The organism is Bacteroidota bacterium (genome assembly GCA_039714315.1).
In the GTDB taxonomy this organism is placed as follows: Bacteria; Bacteroidota; Bacteroidia; order Flavobacteriales; family JADGDT01; genus JADGDT01.
Window position 1 is genome coordinate 22395 of record JBDLJM010000002.1, and the last position, 25423, is coordinate 47817.

Annotated in this window: 14 protein-coding genes; 2 read left to right on the plus strand and 12 right to left on the minus strand. The window is 35.7% G+C overall.

Annotated features, from left to right (window positions below):
• Positions 1 to 37: 37 nt before the first annotated feature.
• The 12 genes from ABFR62_00535 to ABFR62_00590 form a co-directional block, all read right to left on the minus strand.
• Positions 38 to 1558, minus strand: a complete 1521-nt coding sequence (locus tag ABFR62_00535) for a choice-of-anchor B family protein (GenBank protein ID MEN8136903.1) — start codon at positions 1556 to 1558, stop codon at positions 38 to 40.
• Positions 1559 to 1738: 180 nt separating this feature from the next.
• Positions 1739 to 4342, minus strand: a complete 2604-nt coding sequence (locus ABFR62_00540; GenBank protein ID MEN8136904.1) for a DNA gyrase/topoisomerase IV subunit A — start codon at positions 4340 to 4342, stop codon at positions 1739 to 1741.
• Positions 4302 to 4817 (minus strand): hypothetical protein, encoded by a 516-nt coding sequence (locus ABFR62_00545; protein ID MEN8136905.1) that lies wholly within the window; start codon positions 4815 to 4817, stop codon positions 4302 to 4304. The genes ABFR62_00540 and ABFR62_00545 overlap by 41 nt, the downstream gene beginning before the upstream one ends.
• Before the next feature lie 87 nt (positions 4818 to 4904).
• Entirely contained in the window at positions 4905 to 6755 is a 1851-nt protein-coding gene (locus ABFR62_00550; protein MEN8136906.1) for a DNA topoisomerase IV subunit B, read from the minus strand.
• Between the two features lie 270 nt (positions 6756 to 7025).
• On the minus strand, positions 7026 to 8111 hold the full coding sequence (gene ychF / locus ABFR62_00555; GenBank protein MEN8136907.1) for a redox-regulated ATPase YchF: 1086 nt from the start codon (positions 8109 to 8111) through the stop codon (positions 7026 to 7028).
• Positions 8112 to 8299: 188 nt separating this feature from the next.
• Positions 8300 to 9016: an energy transducer TonB gene (locus ABFR62_00560; protein ID MEN8136908.1), complete on the minus strand. Its 717-nt coding sequence runs from the start codon at positions 9014 to 9016 to the stop codon at positions 8300 to 8302.
• A 119-nt stretch (positions 9017 to 9135) separates the two neighbouring features.
• Positions 9136 to 9519: a VanZ family protein gene (locus ABFR62_00565; protein MEN8136909.1), complete on the minus strand. Its 384-nt coding sequence runs from the start codon at positions 9517 to 9519 to the stop codon at positions 9136 to 9138.
• A 7-nt stretch (positions 9520 to 9526) separates the two neighbouring features.
• Entirely contained in the window at positions 9527 to 9907 is a 381-nt protein-coding gene (gcvH, locus tag ABFR62_00570; protein ID MEN8136910.1) for a glycine cleavage system protein GcvH, read from the minus strand.
• Positions 9908 to 10017: 110 nt separating this feature from the next.
• The gene (gene sprA, locus ABFR62_00575; GenBank protein ID MEN8136911.1) at positions 10018 to 16980 is read right to left on the minus strand and encodes a cell surface protein SprA; all 6963 of its coding nucleotides are present in this window, start codon (positions 16978 to 16980) and stop codon (positions 10018 to 10020) included.
• Positions 16981 to 17108: 128 nt separating this feature from the next.
• A complete protein-coding gene (gene ruvA / locus ABFR62_00580) occupies positions 17109 to 17690 on the minus strand; it encodes a Holliday junction branch migration protein RuvA (GenBank protein ID MEN8136912.1) in 582 nt (193 codons plus the stop codon).
• A gap of 189 nt (positions 17691 to 17879) precedes the next feature.
• Positions 17880 to 20144 carry an NADP-dependent malic enzyme gene (locus tag ABFR62_00585; protein MEN8136913.1) on the minus strand — a complete coding sequence of 755 codons (2265 nt, stop codon included), beginning with the start codon at positions 20142 to 20144 and terminating at the stop codon, positions 17880 to 17882.
• Between the two features lie 115 nt (positions 20145 to 20259).
• Positions 20260 to 22530 (minus strand): NADP-dependent malic enzyme, encoded by a 2271-nt coding sequence (locus tag ABFR62_00590; protein MEN8136914.1) that lies wholly within the window; start codon positions 22528 to 22530, stop codon positions 20260 to 20262.
• 406 nt (positions 22531 to 22936) lie between these two features.
• Between ABFR62_00590 and ABFR62_00595 the strand changes: the two genes are divergently transcribed.
• Positions 22937 to 24241, plus strand: coding sequence for a carcinine hydrolase/isopenicillin-N N-acyltransferase family protein (locus ABFR62_00595; GenBank protein MEN8136915.1), 1305 nt, complete (start codon positions 22937 to 22939; stop codon positions 24239 to 24241).
• An 18-nt stretch (positions 24242 to 24259) separates the two neighbouring features.
• Positions 24260 to 25402 carry a BPL-N domain-containing protein gene (locus ABFR62_00600; GenBank protein ID MEN8136916.1) on the plus strand — a complete coding sequence of 381 codons (1143 nt, stop codon included), beginning with the start codon at positions 24260 to 24262 and terminating at the stop codon, positions 25400 to 25402.
• Positions 25403 to 25423 lie beyond the last annotated feature (21 nt).

Genomic DNA, 25423 nt, shown 5'->3' on the forward strand with positions numbered 1-25423 from the left:
CAACTGGTATAATATATTCCGTCAGATTAAATAAACCTTACTCCTTAACCACTCTAACAACCTTCGAAAATTTTGTTCCGTTAAATATTTGAACAAAATAAACACCTCCCTGTAGTTCTTTATCTATAATCAAACTGCCCTCATTGTCAAGAACATCCAGCCTATATACTTCCTGCCCAATAGAATTTGTCAATATAAGGTGGGCTGTTGACTGTAAACGATCTTTGAACTTATAATCTACCTGTAAAAAGTTTTTAAAAGGATTGGGGAAAACGTTAATCTCACTTAGAAGTTCATCTTCGAGTGACAATGCTTCCTTAGTTAAAAGGAACTCTTTAGATGTGATTTCTCCCTGCTCTAAAATAACTGTTACAGAAAGTGTTTCATACCCCTCTTTTCTCACTTCAACCTCAAAAGTCCCCGAATTTGCAGTACCACTTTTAAATGAGCCGCTATAATCACTATAACTTAGGCTTGAATCTTCTACAATTTCTATCTCGGCATTATATATACTGCCATTAGTATCATCATCCTTAACAATTCCTTCTAAATAGGCTGCTTTCTGATAGTCTGGCTTTAAAATATGTAATCCGGTTTCGGTATCAGAGACCAAAATATTTCCGGAAGGCAGGTAAGGGTATACGCCCCATGCTCCATTAAACTCAGCCTTATCTACCGGCGTAGTATCGTATCTGCCAACTTCAACAAGATTATCCGGTTTACTTGCATCAACAAGTTGTACTCCCTGTGCATAATATGAAGAAATTAGAAAATCGCCATTCACAACAGTATTGTGAGGAATAGACTGTTCAGAATACTTCGAACGAATCATATCCAACTTCACGATGTTATCAGGGTTTGACACATCGAAGGATGTTATGTAAGCCGACTTCCTTTCATCGGTAGTATATAAAGTTCGAGCATCATCAGAAAGCCAGGCATTATGAGTTGTTCTATTAGGAGTTTCACTGGTTACAACATCCTTTGGATTAGCCTTGTCGTTTACATCCACTACTACAAAATATCCATTTTTATCGGCGCAACCGTACAGCGTATTATCCTTAACATAACCATCATGTAAATAATGATTCTGATAATAACTCAAATACTCCGGGGATGTAGGACTATCTTTTAAATCTAAAATCAGAGCACCTCCAATCTCATTAACCCCAAAAATATACGCTATCCCGTTTTCATCAATAAAAATATTGTGGGCTGTTTCGTAAATACCATCAATCTTATATGTCCAGGTAGACATTTCTTCACTATTAATAGTATTTAAATCTATAATTAATAAACCTTGGGCCTTATCCGAAGATGAATAAATACCATGTGTTACATATGCGTAATGACTGTAGGTCTTAATATCTTTCCAAACAGAATTAACGGTTTTTACATAATTAAGTTCAGTTGGTTTTTTGGGATCTGTAACATCTACTATCGATATACCTTCATATGTACCAACCAAGGCATACTCATTTCCGTCAACCGAATATCCCCATATATCATTTAACCCTACATCAGGATATTGTAATCTACCCTCCAGTGAGATATTCAAATTTTGCTGTGAAAAGACTGATGAAAAGCTAAGGAGCAATATGAGTATAAGCTTGTAGCGCATTTTCCAGTTGGTTTTAGGTGTAAATAAACTGTTTTCCCAGAGCTATAAAGTTAATAAAAAAAAAGACAAAAGACCGAATTTAGTGGCAACACTCTATTCGATCTTCTGACTTTAATGCTATAACTCTAATATAATTTGATTATCGGGATCATCATCTTCCGGGTCCTCTTCAATTACAGGAGGAGTATAAGGCAAAGGCTCCTTAATATCAATCTTTCTGATCTTAGTAGATGTCAACTGATTTCCTAAGGCTTTATACCCTTTTACTCCAACAAAATCCTCTACATTTATAACTCTGTTATCAAGCTTATCCTGCCCTCTTGTCTTTGCAAATTCTACTTCAATAACAGGTCTGTAGTCCAATGCTACACGAAGAAGAAAACTACCTTTACTATCACTGATAAAACTTTCTTCACGGTCGAATCTATCGAATAGGAAACGCTTCATAAAATAACGTTTCTTTTCCCCTTCGTAATATATTGCTGTGATAGGAAGGTCTTTATCCCACTTCTCTAAAATAAACATTTCATCGTCGAAGTGAGTATTTAATTCAAATCCAATCAGCTTTATGCTACCTCTCTTTGTAATAACCATTAGCTTGTCATCGCCCAGAAACTCACCCAGAAGCCTTCCACGTTCTTCAACATTCAGACGCTTAACAGCATCATCATACCAAATTTTTCGGGCAGCAAGAGTAGAAATACCTTTTTCTTTTAATTCTATTTTTCTGATAGGCAACTTTGTTACCTGATTACCTTTCACCCCTCTACCCTTTATGGCTAACTCAGCAAAATCGATATCAAACTTAAGCTTCTTAACTTTCTGCTGCACTTTAAGGTTTACACTCACAATCTCTGCCTCTCCATTATGGTTAGCTGTAAAATATAGCACCTTACTTCCTTTCGATCCTGTTGTAAGATCGTATTCCTTATCTCTTGTTACGGAAGTGACATTGAAACGTTTCATATAAGTTACTCCGGATACACCATCGATGTAAATAAGGTTGTATACCGTACGCTTATCTCCTTTCTTAAATACGGCTATATGAATAATATCCTTACCGAAGAAAGCTTTAGATGAAATCTTGGATACCACCATCTTTCCATCTTTCCTTATAACAATAACATCGTCAATATCTGAACATTCAGTGATAAATTCATCTTTTTTCAAAGATGTTCCTGCAAATCCATCGTTCCTGTTTACATAAAGTTTCTCATTTTTAATAACAACTTTAGAGGCTACTATATCATCAAAAAGCCTGATTTCTGTATGTCTTGACCTATCCTTACCATACTTTTTCTTCAAATCTTTGAAGTACTCTATCGCAAATTCTATCAGGTTATCTAAGCTATATTGGATTTTAGCAATTCTCTCTTCAAGAGACTCAATATAAAGCTGGGCCTTAGATAAGTCGAATTTCGAAATTCTTTTAATCTTTATCTCAGTAAGTCTTACTACATCATCATCGGTGACCTCTCTTACCAAATGAGACACATGAGGTATTAACCCTTTGTGAATAGCAGAAATCACACCTTCCCAGGTTTCCTCTTTCTCAATATCTATATAGATCCTGTTTTCGATAAAAATCCTCTCTAACGAGGACATATGCCACTGTTCTTTTAACTCGTGAAGCTGTATCTCTAATTCCTTTTTTAATAAGTCTACTGTATTATCTGTAGAACTTTTAAGAATCTCAGTAACACCAATAAACACAGGTTTTTCATCCTGAATCACACAACATAAGGGCGAGATAGAAACCTCACAGTCGGTAAATGCAAATAAAGCATCTATTGTTTTATCAGGCGAAATATTTGCGGGAAGATGTATTAATATCTCAACTTTATCAGCTGTATTATCCTCGATCTTCTTTATCTTAATTTTCCCTTTGTCATTTGCCTTCAGGATAGAATCGATCAACGAAGTAGTAGTAGTACCATAAGGTACCTCCACTATCTTTAATGTTTTCTTGTCTTCTACAACAATTCGGCTTCGCACCCTAACTTTTCCACCTCTTAATCCATCATTATAACCGGAAAAATCAGCAATCCCACCTGTTAAAAAATCAGGGAATATTTCAACTTTCCTTCCTCTAAGATGATTTACCGAAGCATCGATTAATTCATTGAAGTTATGGGGCATAATCTTTGTTGACAAACCAACTGCAATACCTTCTACTCCCTGAGTCAACAACAATGGGAATTTTACCGGAAGATGTACAGGCTCATTATTACGACCATCGTATGATGCCTGCCATTCAGTAATTTTTGGATTAAAAAGGACTTCGAGGGCAAACTTCGACAAACGAGCTTCGATGTATCGTGGTGCTGCCGCTCTATCTCCGGTAAGAATATTTCCCCAGTTACCCTGAGTATCTATCAGTAATTCTTTCTGACCTAACTGAACCATTGCATCTCCAATTGAAGCATCACCATGGGGGTGATATTTCATTGTATTACCTACAATATTGGCTACCTTATTATATCTCCCGTCATCAAGCTCTTTTATCGAGTGCATTATTCTTCGTTGCACCGGCTTAAATCCATCAAATATATCAGGAATAGCTCTTTCAAGGATTACGTATGAAGCGTAATCAAGGAACCAATCCTGATACATTCCTGAAATTTTATTTACATGAAGTTCCTGATGATCTTGAGCTTCGGCACCCATGTCATCTGAAAGATTATCCGAATTCAAATCCTCTTCGTAGTGGTCGTTGTTCATTTATTACTTCCTTTTTACAGTTTCTCAACGCGTTTTTCAACGATTGACTTAATAATAAAACTTCATTTTTGTTGAGACAACTAATAGATACTTTCAGGGTTTTTGTCTTTACATCGCCATTTAGATGCAGATAAAGCGTTCTTCTGAAAAAAGAGCTTTTAATCTTAAACCCATTAAGTTTAGCCTTTGGAAACTCAGCAAAAAACTGGTTATCAGACAATTTTGAAATCAAAACCGGCTCTGATGATTTAATTACAAGGACTTCCCCTTCACTGTCGTACTCAAAGAATGGGAAACCCCGCCAAATTAATAAAAAGGATATAATAAGAAATATAAAAATTAGTAATCCGTTCTCTATTGAATTTCCATATCTACCTGAAACATTATCATCAAATAAATTCAATGCAAATACAAGTAAAAATGCAACATAAATTGATGCATACTGAAATTTAACTCTGGTATTACTAATTTTCATTTTCGGGAACAGGGACTAATTTATACCTTACTAATATACAAAATCCCTATGACATATACCCGTATTTATATTACATAATTTGTCAGATTATTCTTCTTCCAACAAATCCTTTTCTATTCTTAAATTTTCAATAATAAACTGCTGTCTATCAGGAGTATTCTTCCCCATATAGAACTTCAATAAATCATCTATTGTTGTATCTTTCCCAAGCATCACAGGATTAAGACGGATATCATTGCCAATAAAGTGTTTAAATTCGTCTGGCGAAATTTCTCCTAATCCCTTAAACCTGGTTATCTCTACCTTGTTTTTCAACTTATCTATTGCCATTTGCTTCTCTTCATCTGAATAGCAATAAATAGTTTCCTTTTTATTTCTAACCCTAAATAAGGGTGTTTCCAAAATATACAGATGTCCCTCCTTTATAAGTTCGGGAAAAAACTGAAGAAAAAATGTTATCAGCAACAAACGAATATGCATCCCATCAACATCGGCATCGGTAGCAATAATGATGTTATTATATCGAAGATTCTCAATTCCATCTTCGATATTTAACGCAGCCTGAAGCAGGTTAAACTCCTCGTTTTCGTATACTACCTTTTTTGTAAGACCATAGCTGTTTAAAGGTTTTCCCTTTAATGAAAACACAGCCTGAGTATTAACATCTCTCGATTTAGTAATAGAACCACTGGCAGAATCTCCCTCCGTAATAAATATTGAGGTTTCCAACTGTCTCTCCGCCTTCTGATCGCCATAATGAATTCGGCAATCTCTAAGCTTTTTATTATGAACACTAGACTTTTTAGCTCTTTCACGGGCTAATTTCTTAATTCCCGAAAGCTCTTTTCTCTCCCTTTCTGCCTGTAAAATCTTCTTGTAAATAGATTCAGCCACATCAGGGTTTTTGTGCAAATAATTATCTAGCCTGGTTTTAATAAAATCACTAACAAAGGTTCTTATTGTTTGCATATCAGGCCCCATTTCTAAAGAACCAAGCTTTGTCTTTGTCTGCGACTCAAATATTGGCTCTATAACTTTTATACTGATAGCAGCTATAATAGATTTCCTGACATCAGAAGCATCGAAATTCTTATTAAAAAACTCCCTGAAAGTTTTTACAACCGCTTCTCTAAAAGCAGCCTGATGAGTTCCTCCCTGTGTAGTATGCTGACCATTTACAAAGGAATAATACTCTTCGTTGTACTGGGTCTGAGAGTGTGTCATTGCAAGCTCAATATCCTCGTCCTTTATATGGATTATCGGATAAACGATTGGATTTGAAATATTATCATTCAACAAATCCTTTAATCCATTTTCCGAGTGATATTTTTCACCATTAAAAATTATAGTTAAGCCACGGTTCAAATACACATAATTCAGAACCATACGCTCCACATATTCAGTTCTGAAGTGATAGTTGGGGAAAATATTTTCGTCGGGAACAAAAGAAATTTTTGTTCCTTTTCTTAAACCGGAATCCGTAATAGCATCATCGGCAGTTTGGTCTCCTAATGAAAATTCAGAAACTTTAGTTTGACCGTCCCTTACTGACTGAACCCTAAAATAATTTGACAAGGCATTTACAGCCTTTGTTCCAACCCCATTCAGTCCCACAGACTTCTTAAAAGCCCTACTGTCGTATTTTCCTCCGGTATTAATTTGCGAAACACAGGCATTAACCTTCCCTAATGGTATTCCCCTACCGTAATCTCGAATGGTCACCTGGTTCTCTTTTATTGAAAGATCTATCGTTTTACCAACTCCCATTACAAATTCATCGATAGAGTTATCGATTATCTCCTTCAATAATATATAAATTCCATCATCATGTGAAGAACCATCTCCAAGTTTTCCTATGTACATTCCAGGACGCATCCTGATATGCTCCTTCCAATCAAGGGACTTAATATTATCTTCAGTATAAGTAGCGGCAGCCATACAGTTAGGTTATTTTGTGTTTTACTATTGTTTTTTTCTACTGCTAAAAAACATAAACAACTGAAAATCACTCATTGTTACATCTCCAAACAACAACATAAATCAACACCTAAATATATTATAATAGAGTAAAAATCAAAATATCTAAACACATCTTTTATCAACAAGATTATCAAGATCGTTTTTATAAGAAAGAATACCTTATAAAATCAAAAAAACCGGAATTATAAAAATCCCGGTTTTTTTTTAATATTTTACAGTAATATTGTTCTATACATTAAACAAGAAATGCATTACATCGCCATCCTGAACAGTATATCCTTTACCTTCTACCCGTAATTTTCCTGCATCTCTACATTTCGATTCCGATCCGTATTCTACGTAATCATCATAAGCAATTACTTCAGCACGTATGAATCCTTTTTCAAAATCGGTATGTATAACCCCGGCAGCCTGTGGTCCGGTAGCACCTACAGGGATAGTCCAAGCACGAACTTCTTTAACCCCGGCCGTAAAATATGTTTGTAGGTTAAGTAATTTATATGCTTTTCTAATTAAACGGGAAACTCCGGGTTCATCCAACCCTATCTCTTCAAGAAACATTTGCTTCTCTTCATATTCTTCAAGCTCAGCAATATCTGCCTCTGTTGCAGCTGCCAGAATTATGATTTCGGAATTCTCATCTTTAATTGCTTCTTTTACCTGATCTACATATTTATTTCCGCCTTTAGCCGAAGCCTCATCAACATTACAAACGTATAATACAGGTTTATCGGTTAACAGATTCATAGATGTAACTACTTCTCTATTATCAAAATCAACAGCTCGAGCTGAAATACCCTGCTCCAAAGCCTCTTTGAATTTCTCTAAGACTTCAGCATTCTTTTTAGCTTCCTTGTTGCCTGTTTTAGCAATTTTCTTCTCTTTTTCTAAACGTTTTTCTACAGTATCCAGATCTTTTAACTGCAACTCCATATCGATAGTTTCCTTATCCCTTACCGGATCGATAGTTTCATCAACATGAGTGATATTTTCATCCTCAAAACATCTCAAAACGTGTAGAATAGCGTTTGTTTCACGGATATTTCCTAAAAACTGATTCCCTAGACCTTCTCCTTTAGACGCACCTTTTACCAATCCCGCTATATCTACAATATCAACAGTAGCCGGCTGAACTCTTTCCGGATTTACAAGCTCGGATAGCTTTGTAATACGTGAATCCGGTACAGTAACCACACCAACATTAGGTTCAATAGTACAAAATGGGAAATTAGCCGATTGGGCTTTCGCATTCGAAAGACAGTTAAACAATGTTGATTTTCCAACGTTAGGCAATCCTACAATACCACACTTCATATTTTATTTTTTTGCTTTAAGCAATAAGCCCTACGCTATATGCTTTGAAGTTTATATTCATTATCTATCAGCTCAATACTTTACGCTTATCGCTTAGAGCATTTACGCGGGCGCAAAGGTACTCATTTTTAGGCATAAAAAAAGCCCCTTAACAAAGGAGCTTAATAATATTTTTTTTACTGTCTTTCTTATTGCAGCTTAAATGTAATAGGTAACATAAACGATACCGGTACAGCTTTACCACGTTGTTTTGCAGGAGTCATTGAAGGAATTTTTGAAACAATACGCAATGCTTCTTTATCTAAATTCTTATCAACCCCTCGAAGTACTTTCGCTTGTCCGATCTTACCGTCTTTTCCAATTACAAACTGAACAATTACACGACCCTGGATTCCCATTTCTTTGGCAATTTCAGGATACTTAAAGTTCTTCTTAACGTGTTTCATAATACTTTTCTGGAAACACATATATTTAGCTTGCTTTGTCGGCTCCTTTTCACAACCGGGATAAACTGGCTGAGATTCTACAACCTGGAAGTTAAATACTTCTTCTTCCTCATCATCAACTGCTACATCTTCGATTTCTACTGCTTCTTCTTCATCAGTTTCAGTAGATTCTATCTGTAACTCTTCTTCCAACTCAACATCATCCTTTACTACCACGATTTGCTCCTGTGGTGGTGGTGGAGGTGGTGGTGGTGGTTTTTGTTGCTGTCTCTCCGTAATCGGAATAACTTCTTCATCTTCTAAAACTATCTGCTCATCTCCCAAACTTGCAACCTCATGGTCGTATGATTTGTATTCCAAAACAAGATAAACAGCTAGAAGTGACAGGATTAATCCTATCTGCATAAATAAGCCTTTTCTGAGTTCCAGATTGGCTTTCGGATTCTTCTTCGCTTCCATAAACACTTTTTTGTTAGGCTCGGCTAAGATACTTAAAAGAATGTTAAAAATCCAAATAAAAATATACACTCGTAAAACAGCTTAAACCTACAGCCAAGAGTGATCTATTTTATAATTTGTTATTTTCCCAAAATCCTTTCAAACATCCTTAAACCTTTTACTATTTTAACTAAAGGATATGCAACAATAATGCCAACAAAGTCAGCCATTGCATCCTTCCAGTCTCCGCTTCTTCCGATTTTCATACTTTCCTGAAAAACTTCAATCAAGACACCAAATACCAAGGCAATTAATGCAGAGACTATATAATTTTTATTCAAATTCTTACTCCCAAGTTTGTAATTTAAAGCTAGAACCATAAAGGCAGTAAATACCATATATATAATAGCATGAATCAGTTTGTCGGAAACAACGAACAATTCATTCGGTATACTTTTACCAGGAAGTAAACTCATTAAAGCAATTATTCCTGCCCATAAAAAGGCCGGAATAAATGCCAACATGTTTTTTTTAAGCCCCAATTTGCTCTTTGTAATCAGAATCACTTAATAAAGCTTCAACTTCTGAAGCATCACTAAGTTTGATTTTAATCATCCATCCTTCACCATAAGCATCAGAGTTAACTATTTCCGGCGAAGATTCTAATTCTTCATTAAACTCAATTACTTCTCCTGATAGCGGCATGAATAAATCAGACACTGTTTTTACAGCTTCAACAGAACCAAAAACTTCATCTTTTGCAAGAGTTTCACCTTCTGTTTCTACCTCAACATAAACTATATCTCCTAATTCGCCGGCGGCAAATTCAGTAATACCAACTGTAGCGATATCACCTTCTACTCTAATCCATTCGTGGTCTTTGGTATACTTTAATTCTACGGGAATATTCATTTTATTATTATTAAAGTTTTTTTATTATTTATCAGACGACAAATTTATATTTTTTTTCTGATATATGATTACTCGATAATAAGTTTAAATAAATCCTGATCCAGAAATTTTTAGTTCCCCAAATTAAATCTGGCACTAAAACCAAATCTCGCATTTGATGTAGGGAATGCTGTTGAAAGAGCATACTTGGTTAAATTCTGATCATAATAAACTTTCAAAGTAAGACGTTTGCTTAAAGCATAGTCTGCACTACCTTTAACCGATGTCATATTTTGACCTCCTGTAACCTGAGTATCATCTTCCGATAAATCTCTGATAAATGTTCTATTTTGTCTGTAAGACACATCTACTTTTAAGTTCAGGTCACTTTTTATGGTTCTTCTACGCCCCTTTGAACGGATTACAAATTTTAGATCCTTAACCCGGTATCCAAGTCCCACAATATACTCTTCTCCCAAAATCTCAGTTACCATATTATTATCCATACTAAGATTAACCGTTCTATCTTTCTTAATCTCAGTTTTAAGATTAATATTCGCATTCATCGCCATATCAACCCTAATTAAAGGAGAGAACTGTTCTATTAAATTTATGTTACTATAAATATACTCTCCAATATAATTCCCACTTTTATCTATAAAAGGAACACCTTCTTCGTACTGCAAATTAGTAGTAAAAGAATTTATAGAGTAAGCCGATCTGTATCCATGAGCAATAGTAAAGTTTTTAAAGTTATTTTTAAACCACGGTATACGCATCAAACCACTATATGTAATATTCCAGTTAGGAATAGGGATATCTCTGGTAGCACTTAAGGTTATTTCTCCTGCTTCCTTACCTGAGTATGCTGCTAAAAATGCAGGAATTAAAACCTGTTGGCTATTAGGTCCAAACCCTTTCGGATATCCTGTTTCCGGGTCAACCGGAACGGAGTTATTCCCGTAATAACTACTTGCAAGTCTGTTGGATATTAACTTTCTATTTGACTTTAAACTATTAAATGTTTCGGAACCATTTTTATCACTACTAGCAAAGCTGGTAAGCAATGTAAAATAAGTAATATTGAAGTTACCCGTCTGCATCGGATTCTGGGAATAAAAACCATCCTCACCAACGTCCTGAATTACATATCTGTAGAATTCAGAATGACTAATTGCATAATTTCTGCTTGCTGTAAGATCTATTCTAAACTCAGGTAATGGTTCTATTGTTCCCTTGAAACTAAGTTTTTCAGTATTAGTTTGTCTATAAGAATCATTTAATCTCGTATCATTAGTCAACCATCCATTCAACACAGCCGTTTGTCTTATATCGGTTTGATCACCAAACATAAACCCTAAAGACGGGGCCGGTCCTCCATTATAATTCTGTTGCCCAAAGAAACCAACCTCCGGCAAGTAACCCGGTAAAAAAGTACCATTATTCTCGGAATACGAAAGTGTTACATCTTTTACCATTGTGACTAAACCAACCGGAATATCCCAAAACGATGATGAAGCCGTTGATTCTTTCTTGGTTCCGGGATTAGCGGGAGATCCTGGCTTTCTGCTTTTCGAAGAAGAACTCTTACCTACCCCAAACAATCTATACAACTTTTTAAAATCCAACTTACCATTTAACTGGAAAGTATTAGAGTTTTGAAGATTATTACCAAGATCCATATCTTCATTTCTTGTAGCAATAGATCCGGCTTGCCAGTCAAAGTCAGAAGAATACTTAACATTTACATCAACCCATTTTAATGCAGGAATACTTTTTAATGGAAATTTATACCCTACATTGAATCTTTGATGAAAATGTGTCGGTCTTCCGAATGACATTATATTAGTCCATATAGTATCTCTTTGCTCATCTGTTTCAATTTGTCCAAAAGGCTCATCGACAATATTATTTGCTCTTGTACTAAGATCTAACTTCAGGTTTTTAGTTAAATCGAAAGTAAAAGCATAGGCATAATTCATCATGAAATTCTTATTGTACATAGGGTCAATCTTCAAATCTGCATTTTCCAGATTTCTATACTTCTCTGTATTATAGCGTCGGGTAACATCTGATTGGAAAGACAATTTTGACGGAAAATAATAAAAATTAAAATCCTCAACTAAATCAAGCCAATCTGTACTTTTAGCGAATTTCCAATTTTTGAAAGGAGTTACATTATTAGGCTTAGTGCTATAGTTATATTGAATTCCACCTTTATATGTATTGTCGATAAAATACTCTGTATTTACATCACTGTGGTATGTTTTACTTTGTGAATAACTAACAGAAACATTTTCTATATCGTATATTTTTGGTTTATCTTTTCCTTTTCGTTCCTTTTTAACATTAGTAAAACTAACACTGGTTCGTCTGGTATAGTCTTGTGATATTTTCAACCTCTCATCCCTCTCTGCATCATCACTTATACTTTTCAATGATTTTTCCAGAGCAATATCAGGATTCAATGGATCATATTCAGGATCTTTGAATGTTTCGGATCTTGTATAATACATGGGAACATTTAATCCCCAGTTTTTCGGTGTGAATTTTCCAAGATTTACATTAGTTGCCAAATCATACTGCTTCACATCTTCATTTGATCGTTGTGAAACACCTTTTTCCAATGAACCGAAACCAATTGTACTCATTGATCCTGAAAAAGAAACATCTCCCAAATCGGCCAGATTGGCATTTACTGTAGCTGCTGCTGCCCAGCCTCCACGTTCATCAAAATCGGTTAAGCGCAATTCATTAACCCATACCTCGGCACATTGTGATACTCCGGAAGCATTCTCTACACCAATTACAATACTTCGAATATTAGCCATATTTGGATTTCCTTTTACTCCAACAATATTCTCTCCATCGTTCCCGGTATAGAGTTGGGTAATATCAAATCCGACATTATTTCTTGCCAGCTTAATATCTTCCCACACAGAAAATGCCATATCGAGTTCATTTTGAGAAGGCCAAATATCGGTATCAACAGTTGCTCCCCATGCAGTTGGTTTCAAAGGAATGCTATATTGGTAATAGTTATCCGAGAAATCGGATCCCATCCTGATTACTAAATTCAAATCACCGGTTTCTATCCCGTTCGAGGACTCCAAACCTTCGAGGTGAGAAAACATTTTCAAACGTTTATACCTACGTAAATCCAAGCTAACATTCTTAAATGTAGCTCTGGATTCTCCGTCCTGTAAATCGCAAACCCTAAATGCAAGCGCTTGCTCGTTTTGTTGCTGAACCTGTGTTTGATTAAACAATTTTTCCCTCTCAATTCCGGGAGGTATAACATAAGGTATTGGATACCTGCTTGAATTCTCCTCCAGGTTTACTGCCGACACCTCGAACTTTGTATTCAAACTATCTGCAATAGGCCTGTCAAAATCACTACCAAAAACTTTGTTATATCTTCTCCACTCGCCTCTAATAAATTCAAGGCGGGCCATACGTAAAACTGTCGGATCTTTAAATCCGGTCATAAACATTCTTATAAACCTGATTGATCTAAAGTCACTAATACCTCCTACAACATCATCAGGCTGAGAAAGTGGTATTTTAAACTGATACCATGTAACATCTCTTCGCTTACCATTTGCCAATAAAACATTACGAACCTTTTTATCTACAATATAACTTTCGCCAACATCCATATCAGGATGCAACTTAACTTTGTATTGAAAATAAGCCTCCGTTCTACTTAAACTTTGGTCTCTGTTAAGGTCTTCTACATCAGGTAAAGTTGTTGATGCTGTCGGATATGATTCAGGAGATTTTGTGGCAGGAACTGAATTTCCTTCTACTCCGTTATAATCTCTATATCTATCCAAAATCGATACTTCATCTCTATCATAGTCGCCTCCTCTGAAGTGATGAAAATCATCACTTGCAGGATCCGCTAATATTTTAGAATAAACTTCACCTGATACTTTAGAGTTGATATCATTTAAATAATTAGAATAAAAAACAGTTTCATCCTGGCTGTTCATTCCATTGTACCCAACATCCTGAGCAACTACAGCATTATCGTTATTATCAAAAGAATATATCAAAGACTGATTTCGTGGCACAAGTCCCCACTCTGTTTCTATCAAATCATTGGGGTCGCCATTTGCAGGAACTCCATTCTCGAAACTTTTTCTACCATCACGAAGAATATCTTCAGAAATCGACCCGATATTGAAATACAGGTCTCCCCCTTCATTATTAGGATCTTCACTGAAAGGATCCATCATCCAAACATGTATAAATTCAATGTTTGATTCCTCAAAGTTACTTGTATTTAAGGCTCTCGTTATTCCACCCCATCTGTCTTCAGGATTTGCAAGAGAACCATCATTATTCACATTATCCGAGTCGAAATTATACATCCCTCTTTCGGTAGGATTATAAGATAAATCAAACATTGGGATAATCGTAGGATTTCCAATCGGAACCTCCGTTTCAGGAAAAACTTCATTAATATAGACACGTCTAACACTATTATTAGACAATTGATCTGCATCCTTTTTTATATGGTCAGGAGTAAGAGTTGAATTACCATAAAACAACGGATCAATTATATACCAGGATAAGTTTGCTCTGTTCTTCCCGTATTCCAAACTGTTCTCCTGCTCCGACTCGGGGAACAAATTTGGAGTTGAAGCCATAGACCACTGGGTAACATTTTTAATATCCATGAAAATCTGAGTAGACTCAAAATCATCAATATAAGAAGTAGCTCCTCCGGTAACACTTATTCCACTTGGAGATCCCGGCATTAAATATGCAAACTCACCTTTAACAGTGATGTTTGATTTTACTTTTGGATCGGCAAAAGAAATTGCTCCTGCAACATCACTTAAAAACGGAACTTCATTGCTATATGTGGCACCAAGTCCTAAAATTGTATTATTAACAGGCTCTACACCGTATGACACCTTCTGAGTTAGCGGTTTTTCCCGAAGATTGAGAATATTAGCATCCATAACAAAGTTATCGCTAAATTTATGCTCAATATTCAACCCCATAAAGCGCCTGGTTTGCAAACTAAAGGCAGAGTTATTTTCGAGAGAAACAGAAACAGGAGCACCGGAAGATATCAGGTTTTCATTAATAATTTTAACTCTACCAAGCTGATAATCTACTGTATAATCCACTCCCTCTACTAAAGTTCGTCCTCCTGAGGTAACCTTTACAGAACCTCGTGGAACATTGATAGCTCCAAGGGGAATTCCTCCACCACCTTCTGACTTATATTTCCCCTTAAGCAAAAACTTATTTAAATGTGTTTGCTGCTGGGCTACAAACTTCGTGGAATCGTATAGTTCCTGAAAAACATATTTTTTTATTGCGGCATCATCTCCTGCTAACTTTTCTTTTAAATACTCTCCAAAGGGCTGTGCTGAAGGAAATATTATTTTTCCGTTCCTACTATCAACCGTAATACCATTTATAAAATCGAAATACCCGTCAGGCTGGGGATCCCTGTTTTTATTTAAATTATCGAGATTAAATATCCTCAACAAAATTTCATCTTTAACCGGCGAATCAGTCAAATAATTAAGTGGCACACCCTTTTCGTCGTATGCATACATAATATCCATTCTGAAATCTTCAGAAGAAACCTGATAAGCACCAATTGAGTAGATGTTTTTCATCATAAGATCCCAAATAGGCAGTCTTACGTCAGTAATTGTTGATTTCAAAAGCTTTACAACAATATTTTTAGGAGCTTCAACACCATCATTCGAAAATTCACCTACCTGATACGTTTTTCCATTATAGGTATATTGAAATGCAACTCCCAAAACTTCATCGGCATTTAAGGACTGATTCAACGAAATATATCCTAAACGAGAATCAAAAGTAAATTCGTTTTGCGTTAATTTCCTCGCATTTTCCAATACAACATAATCGGAGCCTTCTTTTAATCCTAAATTTGTCATGGATGCAGCTACCTGAGATATATCTCTAACTCCAGCCGGAAGGTTTGCAGGATCTATTGAATTGAATCCATTGTCAGGAAAAGAACCTTCAGGATTAACAGAAATGTTATCATTATAAGGATCCACTTCTCCCAAATCCATCATTCCTACGATGTTTCTGACATTTTCAGTTTCTGCCTTTCTATTCGTTGTCCAAACTTCAATCCTGGTTATATTGATACCACTATTTATAAATGGAATATCTTTTAATGCTGCATCGTAATTCTCGAAAAAGTACTGAGAAAAGAAATAGTGTTTATTCTCCTCATAGTTATCTATGTAAAACTCAAAATCATTAACTGTTGCACCTCCTTCGGAAGTTACAGTTTTTGTTTGTGATTTTTGTTCAGAAAAAACTCCTGTAACAGTAGTCTTTCCAAACTGCAATTTAGTTTTCACACCAAACAGACTTTGAGCCCCCTGTATAAGAGATGAGTTTACAGGTAAACTTACATTACCCATTTCTATCTTCTTAACAATATCATCATCATTTCCTGTAAACTCCAGCTTCATTTGATTCTGAAAGTTGAATGTTGCCTGAGTATCATAATTTGTCTGAAGGCGTAGTTTTTCCCCTATTTTACCAATAACACTCAACTGAATCCTCTGATCGAAATCAAAATTCAAGCTCGATCTGTTTTCCTCAGGTATTTGAGGATTTTCAATTTTCTGGTATAACATCCCCAAATCTAGAGATGCAAATCCCTGGGGTATAATTTCAATTGTATTTCCACCGAATACAGTTTCGAAAAATTTTGAGTTAACCGTAAATTGAGGAAGCAAGTTATCTGATCCTGATCCATCTTTACTTTTCTTAGGATCTAAAGCGTCAGATTTTTGTTTAAAATATTCCTTCATTGATTTGTTCAAAACATAATCGGAATATTCTTTTCTATTCATCAGATAGGGATGCGAAATATTATACTCTCCAATTTTATTGGTAAAAATATAATACGAACTTTTTGTATCGTACTCGATTTTTTCTTCTGAGTTCTTTGGATTGTCCAGATACAGACCTCCAACTTTTGAATGATTAAACGGAAAAATCAAACTATCGGTTTTCGTACTGTCCGTAACAGTCTGAGAAACCTCCTGACCAAATGAGCTTATTGATAATAACAATATTACCCCTAGTATAAAAAACCGGATATAAACTCTATTAACTGACTTATAGAATTGCATTAATAGATTGTGGGCTTGTATATTTTGAATTTGTTTCTTGATAATTAAGTAAGTTTTAAGCTTTGTAACTATAGAACTTTTAAAGCATTTTTTATAAGCTCTTCGACAGATAATCCCGGTTCATTTTTCAAGAATTTTTCAATTACTTTAACCGATTGCTTTCTTGCAAAACCTAACACTTCTAAAGCAGATAACGCCTCCTCTTTATTTGTATTGTGTTTTGGTAAAGAAATTTCAGAATCACCAATACTTATATCTACTTTATCTTTAAGATCTATAATTATTCGTTGTGCTGTTTTTGCTCCGATCCCCTTTACGCCTTTAAGAACATCAACATCCTCACTTAACAGGGTCTCCTGAACCTGTTCGGCTGTAAGTGTTGACAAGATAACTCGTGCTGTATTTACCCCTACTCCATTTACAGAAATCAACAAACGGAAAATCTCACGTTCTTCACGTTCGTAGAAACCGTATAAAATTTGTGCATCCTCACGAACTACAAGGTGTGTGTGGAGCTTCAAATTTTCAACATCGGGCAACTTCGAAAAAGTATTGAGCGAAATATTGATAAAATACCCAACACCATTGCAATCAACAACTGCATGTGTCGGTTGTTTTTCAACAAGTCTACCCTGAATATGTTCAATCATAATATCGGCATTTGAGTTATTTTGAGATATAAGAAACTCTAATCGCCAAATGTATAATTAATTCTTCAAGTGGCTTATGATTTATACTGTTTTTTAATGCCCTTAAACCTATTAACACATTGTATAAAAAAAGGTTCGTTGAATTTCTTCAACGAACCTTAAATATAATATTAAAATAGTTTTCTATTATTATCCTCTCACTTGAGCATCAACAACTGCTACACTAATCATATGTACAATTTCTTCAACACTTGAGTGAAGTTGAAGTATATGAACCGGTTTTTTTAGCCCCATCATAATAGGACCAACATTTACAGTATTGTTATCAACCTCTTTCAATAATTTGTATGAAATATTTGCCGAATCAAGATTAGGGAAGATAAGTACATTAGCACTTTCGTTTGCCAAATCAGAGAACGGGAAACGCTCTGCCATCATTTTCTTGTTAATGGCAAAATCTGACTGAATCTCACCGTCAACTGTTAATTCAGGATATTTAGAATTAATCATCTCCAATGATTCAGCCATTTTCCTTGCTGATGCTTTTTTAGATGATCCGAAGTTTGAATGCGACAACAATGCCACTTTTGGTACAAATCCGAAGTTACTTGCGAGTTTGCTTGTCATTTTCGCAATACTTGTAATTTCTTCCGATGTTGGATCATAGTTTATCGCTGTATCGGAGAAGAACAATGGTCCTTTAGTAGTCAATAACAGATTACAGGCAGCAACTTTACCAACTCCTTCCTCAGCGCCAATCACCTGTAAAACAGGGCGCAACACACTAGGATAACTTGTTGAATAACCGGAAATCATAACATCTGCCTCACCGTTTTTAACCATAAATGAAGCAAAGTAATCACGGCCTCTCACCAATTTACGAGCTTCATCTATAGTAACCCCTTTTCTCACTCTGTCAGTCCATAACTGTTGAGCAAACTCTTCTCTTTTTTCAGATCTGGAAATTTCTTTAGGATTAATTATTTGAGGATCAAAATCAAGACTTAATGATTCGATAATTGATTTAATTCGCTCTTTATCTCCTAATAATATTGGTTCAGCAAAGCCTTCTTCTTTAGCGATTTGTGCCGCCTTGATAATATTAATCTGCTCTCCTTCGGCAAAAACAACTTTTTTAGGAGCTGTTCTTGCTTTATTATTAATACGACGGATAACTTTATTACCCCAGCCCATTCTTTCAATAAGCTCTTCTTTGTATTTATCCCAATCAGCAATAGGCTTAGAGGCAATACCTTCTTCCATTGCAGCCTTGGCAATCGCAGGAGGAACAGAAGATATCAATCTTTGATCGAATGGTTTTGGAATAATATATTCCTTACCAAAAGTAATATTAGAAAGATTATAAGCTGCTGCTACCTGTTCAGGCACCGGTTCTTTTGCAAGTTCGGCCAAAGCGTGAACTGCAGCAATCTTCATTCCCTCACTTATCTTTTTAGCTCCAACATCGAGAGCTCCACGGAAAATAAATGGAAAACCTAATACATTATTAACCTGGTTTGGAGTATCTGAACGACCTGTACCCATAATAATATCACTACGGGTTTCAACAGCAAGATTATAATCAATCTCAGGAGTTGGGTTAGCCATTGCAAAAACGATAGGGTCTTTAGCCATAGTTTTCAACATCTCCGGACTAACAATATTACCCTGTGAAAGACCAATGAATACGTCAGCATCTACCATTCCTTCTGCCAGTGTGTATATATCTCTATCAGTTGCAAACTCGGCTTTTTGCTCTGTCAGATTACCTCTATCCTTACGAATGATACCTTTACTATCAGTCATAACAATATTTTCGGCCTTTGCTCCAAGCGATTTGTATAAACGAGTACAAGAAACAGCTGCTGCTCCTGCTCCGCTTACCATTATCTTAACCTCTTCTATTTTCTTACCTATAAGTTCACAAGCATTCAATAAAGCAGCTGCAGAAATTATCGCAGTACCGTGTTGATCATCGTGCATTACAGGAATATCCAACTCTTCTTTTAATCTTCTTTCTATTTCAAAAGCTTCAGGAGCTTTGATATCTTCGAGGTTAATCCCTCCAAAAGTTGGTGCTATATTTTTTACAGTTTCAATAAATGCATCAACATCATGAGTATCAACTTCAATGTCGAACACATCTATATCTGCAAAAATCTTAAACAAAAGCCCCTTTCCTTCCATAACCGGTTTTGAAGCCTCCGGTCCTATATCTCCTAAACCTAAAACCGCCGTACCATTAGAAATAACAGCTACAAGGTTCCCCTTTGCAGTATATTCGTTTACAGTTTCCGGATTATGGTGAATTTCCATACATGGCTCAGCAACACCAGGAGAGTATGCCAATGCTAAATCCCTCTGTGTACTGTGTCGTTTTGTCGGAACTACTTGGATTTTTCCCTTTCGTCCGGATGCGTGATATTCCAACGCATCTTCTCTCAATGATGCCATAACTTTTATTTATATATAGTTTATTTGTTTTATAAAATAAGTTGCCAATTGACAAAGCTAAAAAAAATAGCAGACAATAGTAAATTTATAAGCTACTCTCACGAGTAAGCTTCACCTATTTTTCTATTTCCTGAGCATCGACAACAGCTATAGTTGCCATATCTACAATTTCTCTAACCGAACTGGATAATTGAAGAACGTGTATTGGTTTTTTTAATCCCATAACAATCGGTCCTATTGCCTCCGATGATCCTATTTCCTGCATTGTTTTATAAGTGATATTTCCTGACGTTAAATCCGGAAATATTAATGTATTTACATCTTTATCTTGTAATTTGGAAAATGGATATCTTTCCATGCGTAAATCTTTATTCAATGCAAAATTAGCTTGCATTTCACCATCAATTAAAACATCAGCATGTTTGTCGTGAAGTTCAGAAATTGCTTTCTTTACTTTATTTGAAGATTCGCCCGGAGCAGAACCAAAGTTAGAGTAAGACAACATTGCCATAACAGGCGTTACTCCAAAGGCCCTAACCTTTTCGTTTGCCAATAATGAAATATCAACTAATTCTTCGGCTGTTGGTCGTATATTTATACTTGTATCAGCAAAGAAATAAGGTCCTTTTTTTGTTCTAAGCATGTACATACCAGCAATTTTGTTTACATCATCGCGTTTACCTACAACTTGTAAAGCAGGGCGAATAACATCGGCATATGGTGAGTTAACTCCCGAAATCATGGCATCAACATCTCCTGATTCAACCATTGCAGCTCCAAAGTAGTTTTTATCGTTCATTAATCGGTCTGCACCAATCATTGATATCCCACTTCGAGCACGTTTATTGAAAATCAACTCCGCATATTTAGCTTTTTGCTCTTTAACATCATCACAAGTATTATCGATAACTTCCAGATCAGAAATATCAATATTATTTTCTGTAGCCAAATTATGAATTCTAGTTTTCACTCCTACCAGAACAGGTGATGCAACACCTTCATCCTTAATAATTCTGGCTGCTTGCAATACATTCTTATTTAATGCATCACTAAATACAACACGTTTAGGGTTTGCCTTAGCTTTTGCTGTCATTCCTCGCATAATAGCATGGTCAGTTCCCATACGTTCAAGCAATTCCAACTTATACTCTTCCAGATCAGTAATTTGTCTTCGGGCAACACCTGTTTCCATAGCGGCTTTTGCTATCGCTACCGGAACAAACTCTATTAAACGAGGATCCATTGGTGTAGGAACAATATATTCTTTACCAAAAGACATATTTTCTTTATTGTATGCTTTCCTAACGATATCCGGCACCGGCTCTTTTGCCAAAGCGGCAATCGCATTTACAGCTGCCATCTTCATTTCCTCATTAATAGCAGTTGCTCTAACATCTAAAGCTCCTCTAAATATATATGGGAAACCAAGTACGTTATTAATCTGGTTAGGATAATCAGAACGACCGGTAGCCATAATAACATCTTCACGAGTTGCAATAGCTTCATCATATGAAATTTCCGGCACCGGGTTAGCCATTGCAAAAACAATAGGATCTTTAGCCATTGTTTTAAGCATATGTGGTTTCAAAACCCCTGCAGCCGAAAGACCTAAAAATACATCAGCACCCTTAATTCCCTCCTCGAGTGTTGAAATACCATTATCAACTGCAAACTCCTTGTTTACAACACTCAAATCCGTTCTATCAGTTGTAAGTACACCGTTAACATCACTCATTATAATGTTCTCTCTCTTAACTCCAAGTTGAATGTACATTCTTGTACAAGCACAAGCAGCTGCTCCAGCACCACTAACAAATAGCTTTATTTCTTTTATATCCTTTTCTACAAGCTCTAAAGCATTCAGTAAACCGGCTCCCGAAATAATAGCAGTACCATGTTGATCATCGTGCATTACCGGGATATCTAATTCTGCCTTCAGTCTGTTTTCTATTTCGAAACACTCAGGAGCCTTAATATCTTCTAAGTTAATCCCTCCAAATGTTGGAGAAATAGCTTTTACAGTTTTTATAAAATCATCAACGTTTGTTTGATCAACTTCAATATCAAAAACATCAATATCAGAGAATATTTTGAACAACAAACCTTTCCCTTCCATCACAGGCTTACCGGCCACAGCTCCAATATCTCCAAGCCCTAAAACAGCTGTTCCATTTGATATAACGGCAACTAAATTCCCCTTTGCCGTGTATTTATAAGCATCTTCAGGTTCTTTATTAATTTCCATACATGGGTCAGCTACACCCGGACTATATGCTAATGATAAATCTCTTTGTGTACGGTGATGCTTTGTAGGTACAACCTGAATCTTACCTGGTCTTCCATTTGCATGATAATCTAATGCATCTTGTTTTGTAAATTTAGCCATCTTGTCTAAACTATTTATTGGTTTATTGCTTTTGTATTTTGGTTTATAATCATGTAATCATAAATGAATACAAATGTATTTTGTTTTTCATATTACCAATGAAAAAAGCAACATGTCATTTATCATATTTGCAATTTTATCGTCACTTTTATCAGATATTAATATTTTTATCAAAAAAAATGGAGAAATTAGACAATTAACCTTCATCTGTTATCAACTGTCAAAAAATTGCAAATTTGTCCGTTTTTTGTATAGTACATTTTTCATTTTTTCTCTCTATAGAAATAAGCAGGGTTATTAATTACCGAAATTATTAATTAATAAAACATTCTTATTAAAGTGATTTCGACATGAGATATCCTGATTATAAAACAGATCAAACATCAGTTATTAAAAAGTTAACACTATGAATAAAACACTTTCATATATTGCCTTATTAGTAATAGCAATATTCTTCTCTACAAATGGGGAAGCATGTACCACTGCTGTAATTTCGGGTAAATACACAAAAGACGGGCGTCCTTTGTTATGGAAAAACAGAGATACAAACTCCCTTAAAAACTCATTAGGGTATTTCGAAGGAGGAAAATACTCATATTTAGGCTTAGTTAATTCGTCAGATACTAAAGGTAAGAATGTTTGGATGGGTATGAATAATGCCGGATTTGCAATAATGAACTCAGCTACTTACAATCTTTCTAAAGATTCAGGATCAGGTGGAGAAGGTGTAGCAATGCGAGAAGCTCTGGAAATTTGTGAAAGCCTTGAGGATTTCGAAAAATATCTTGACGATCAGGAAAAACCTTTTGGGTGGAGAGCAAACTTTGGAGTAATAGACGCATATGGTGGAGCAGCCTATTATGAAGTTGGACCTGATGGCTATGTAAAGTTTGATGCAAATGATCCAAAAACAGCTCCTTTCGGGTATATAATTAGAGCAAATTATTCATTTACAGGAGAACTTGCCAAAGGCAGTAGCGGATATATAAGGTATCACGCTGTAGATGAGGCTTTCTATCTAAAACAATCAACTGTAGGATTGGGGCCAAAAGATATAGAACAGGGAGTAACTAAGGATTTGTATAATTCACTTACAAAAAGAAATTTGTTTGAAATATATGCCGATGTACCTGAAAACAATCCAAGATATGAGGTGTTAAAGGATTATATTCCGAGAACTACATCTTCTTCCTCAACCGTAATTCAAGGAGTAATGAAAGGTGAAAATCCAAATCTTGCAACAATGTGGTCAAATGTTGGTTTCCCGCTTGCATCGGTTATGGTTCCTACCTGGATTGAATCAGCAGTTGAACTTCCATACGTAGTAAGATACAACAATACCATAAAAAATTCACCTGTATGTTATGCTGCACTTAAATTAAAAAATGAGAGAATATTAAATATCAGATGGGGTAAATTCGCTTCGAGATACTTAGATGTTAATGCACTGTTTAACAAAGACAATAGCGGAATTGCACAAATAATTAAAAAGCAGGAAGACGAGATATACAGCAGAGCAGAAAAATTACAGAGCCAATGGCGCAAAAACAACACAAGCAACAAGAAAGAAATAAAGGAATTCTACAAATGGGTAAACAATCTTGTGATTGATACGTACAATAATGAATTCGATATAGACCTTAATGAGAAAAACCTTGTGGCTCCGGTTTCTGATAAAGAAAATCAGAATTCAATGAAAGGTGTTAACTAATCCAAATACATATTATTTATGAAAATAGTTAGAAACATATCTATACTACTCATCACTTTATTTTCAATTTCATTTACGGCATGCACAAATTCGGTTGCAAGGGAAAACGATAAGGATAAAAAAATAAAAGTTGCCGTTTTTAACGGTAACGGAGCAGGAGCTGTAAGTGTTATTGAAACCATAGAAGCACTAAAAATAGATACAGGTATAAAACCACTGGAAATAAGTGCTGCAGAAATTCAACAAGGAAAACTAAGCGAAATTGATGTAATAATTTTCCCGGGAGGATCAGGAAGTAAAGAATTAAACAACCTTGGAAAAACAGGTAAAGAGAAGGTTAGAAAATTTATTTTAGAGGACGGTAAAGGAGTTGTAGGGATATGTGCAGGATCCTTCCTTTTAAGTTCTACCCCGGGATACCCAAGTTTACAATTGGGAAGCGTTAAAGTTATCGACAGAGCCCATTATGCAAGGGGTAAAGGATTAGTGGAATTTAAATTAAACGAAGAAGGTCTTAAAATTTTCCCTGAACTTAAGGACAAGCCACAATTTGCCCAATACTACGACGGACCGGTAATGGAGGCTGTTGAAAGCAATTCGAAGTTCACGGAACTCGGACAGTATGTAACTGACATCCATCCAAACAAAGGAGCTCCTGAAGGTGTTACACCGGGAAAAGTATTCATATACAAAGACACACCGGGCAAAGGAAAACTTTTTGCAGTTGCAGGACATCCCGAATCAACTCCCGGCGTAAGATGGATGATTCCGCGTATGGCCCGTTGGGTTGCAGGAGCAGAATTAGTATCATACAACGAAAAATGGGTGAGACCTGAGATCAACAATGAAGCAATTTTGTACGATTCAGAAATGAAAAAATACGAAAAACACACATGGTGGAACCTGTTTAGCGAAGATTCTAATGAGCAAATTGAAGCCTTGGACAAATTGCACAAAATAAGATCGAGACCGGCTGTGAGATGGACAGTAGGTTTATTAAGAGATAGCAACCCTGAAACAAGAATGCATGCTGCAAAAACTTTAATGGACAGAGAATATACTGATGCTTTTACCGATGTGAAATCTGCTTACGAAGTTGAAGAAAATTCAGATGTAAAGGAAGTGCTTAAAGAAGCGGTGGAGTTTTTAAGTACTTTTTAAAAAAAGCACCCTTTTGGTTAC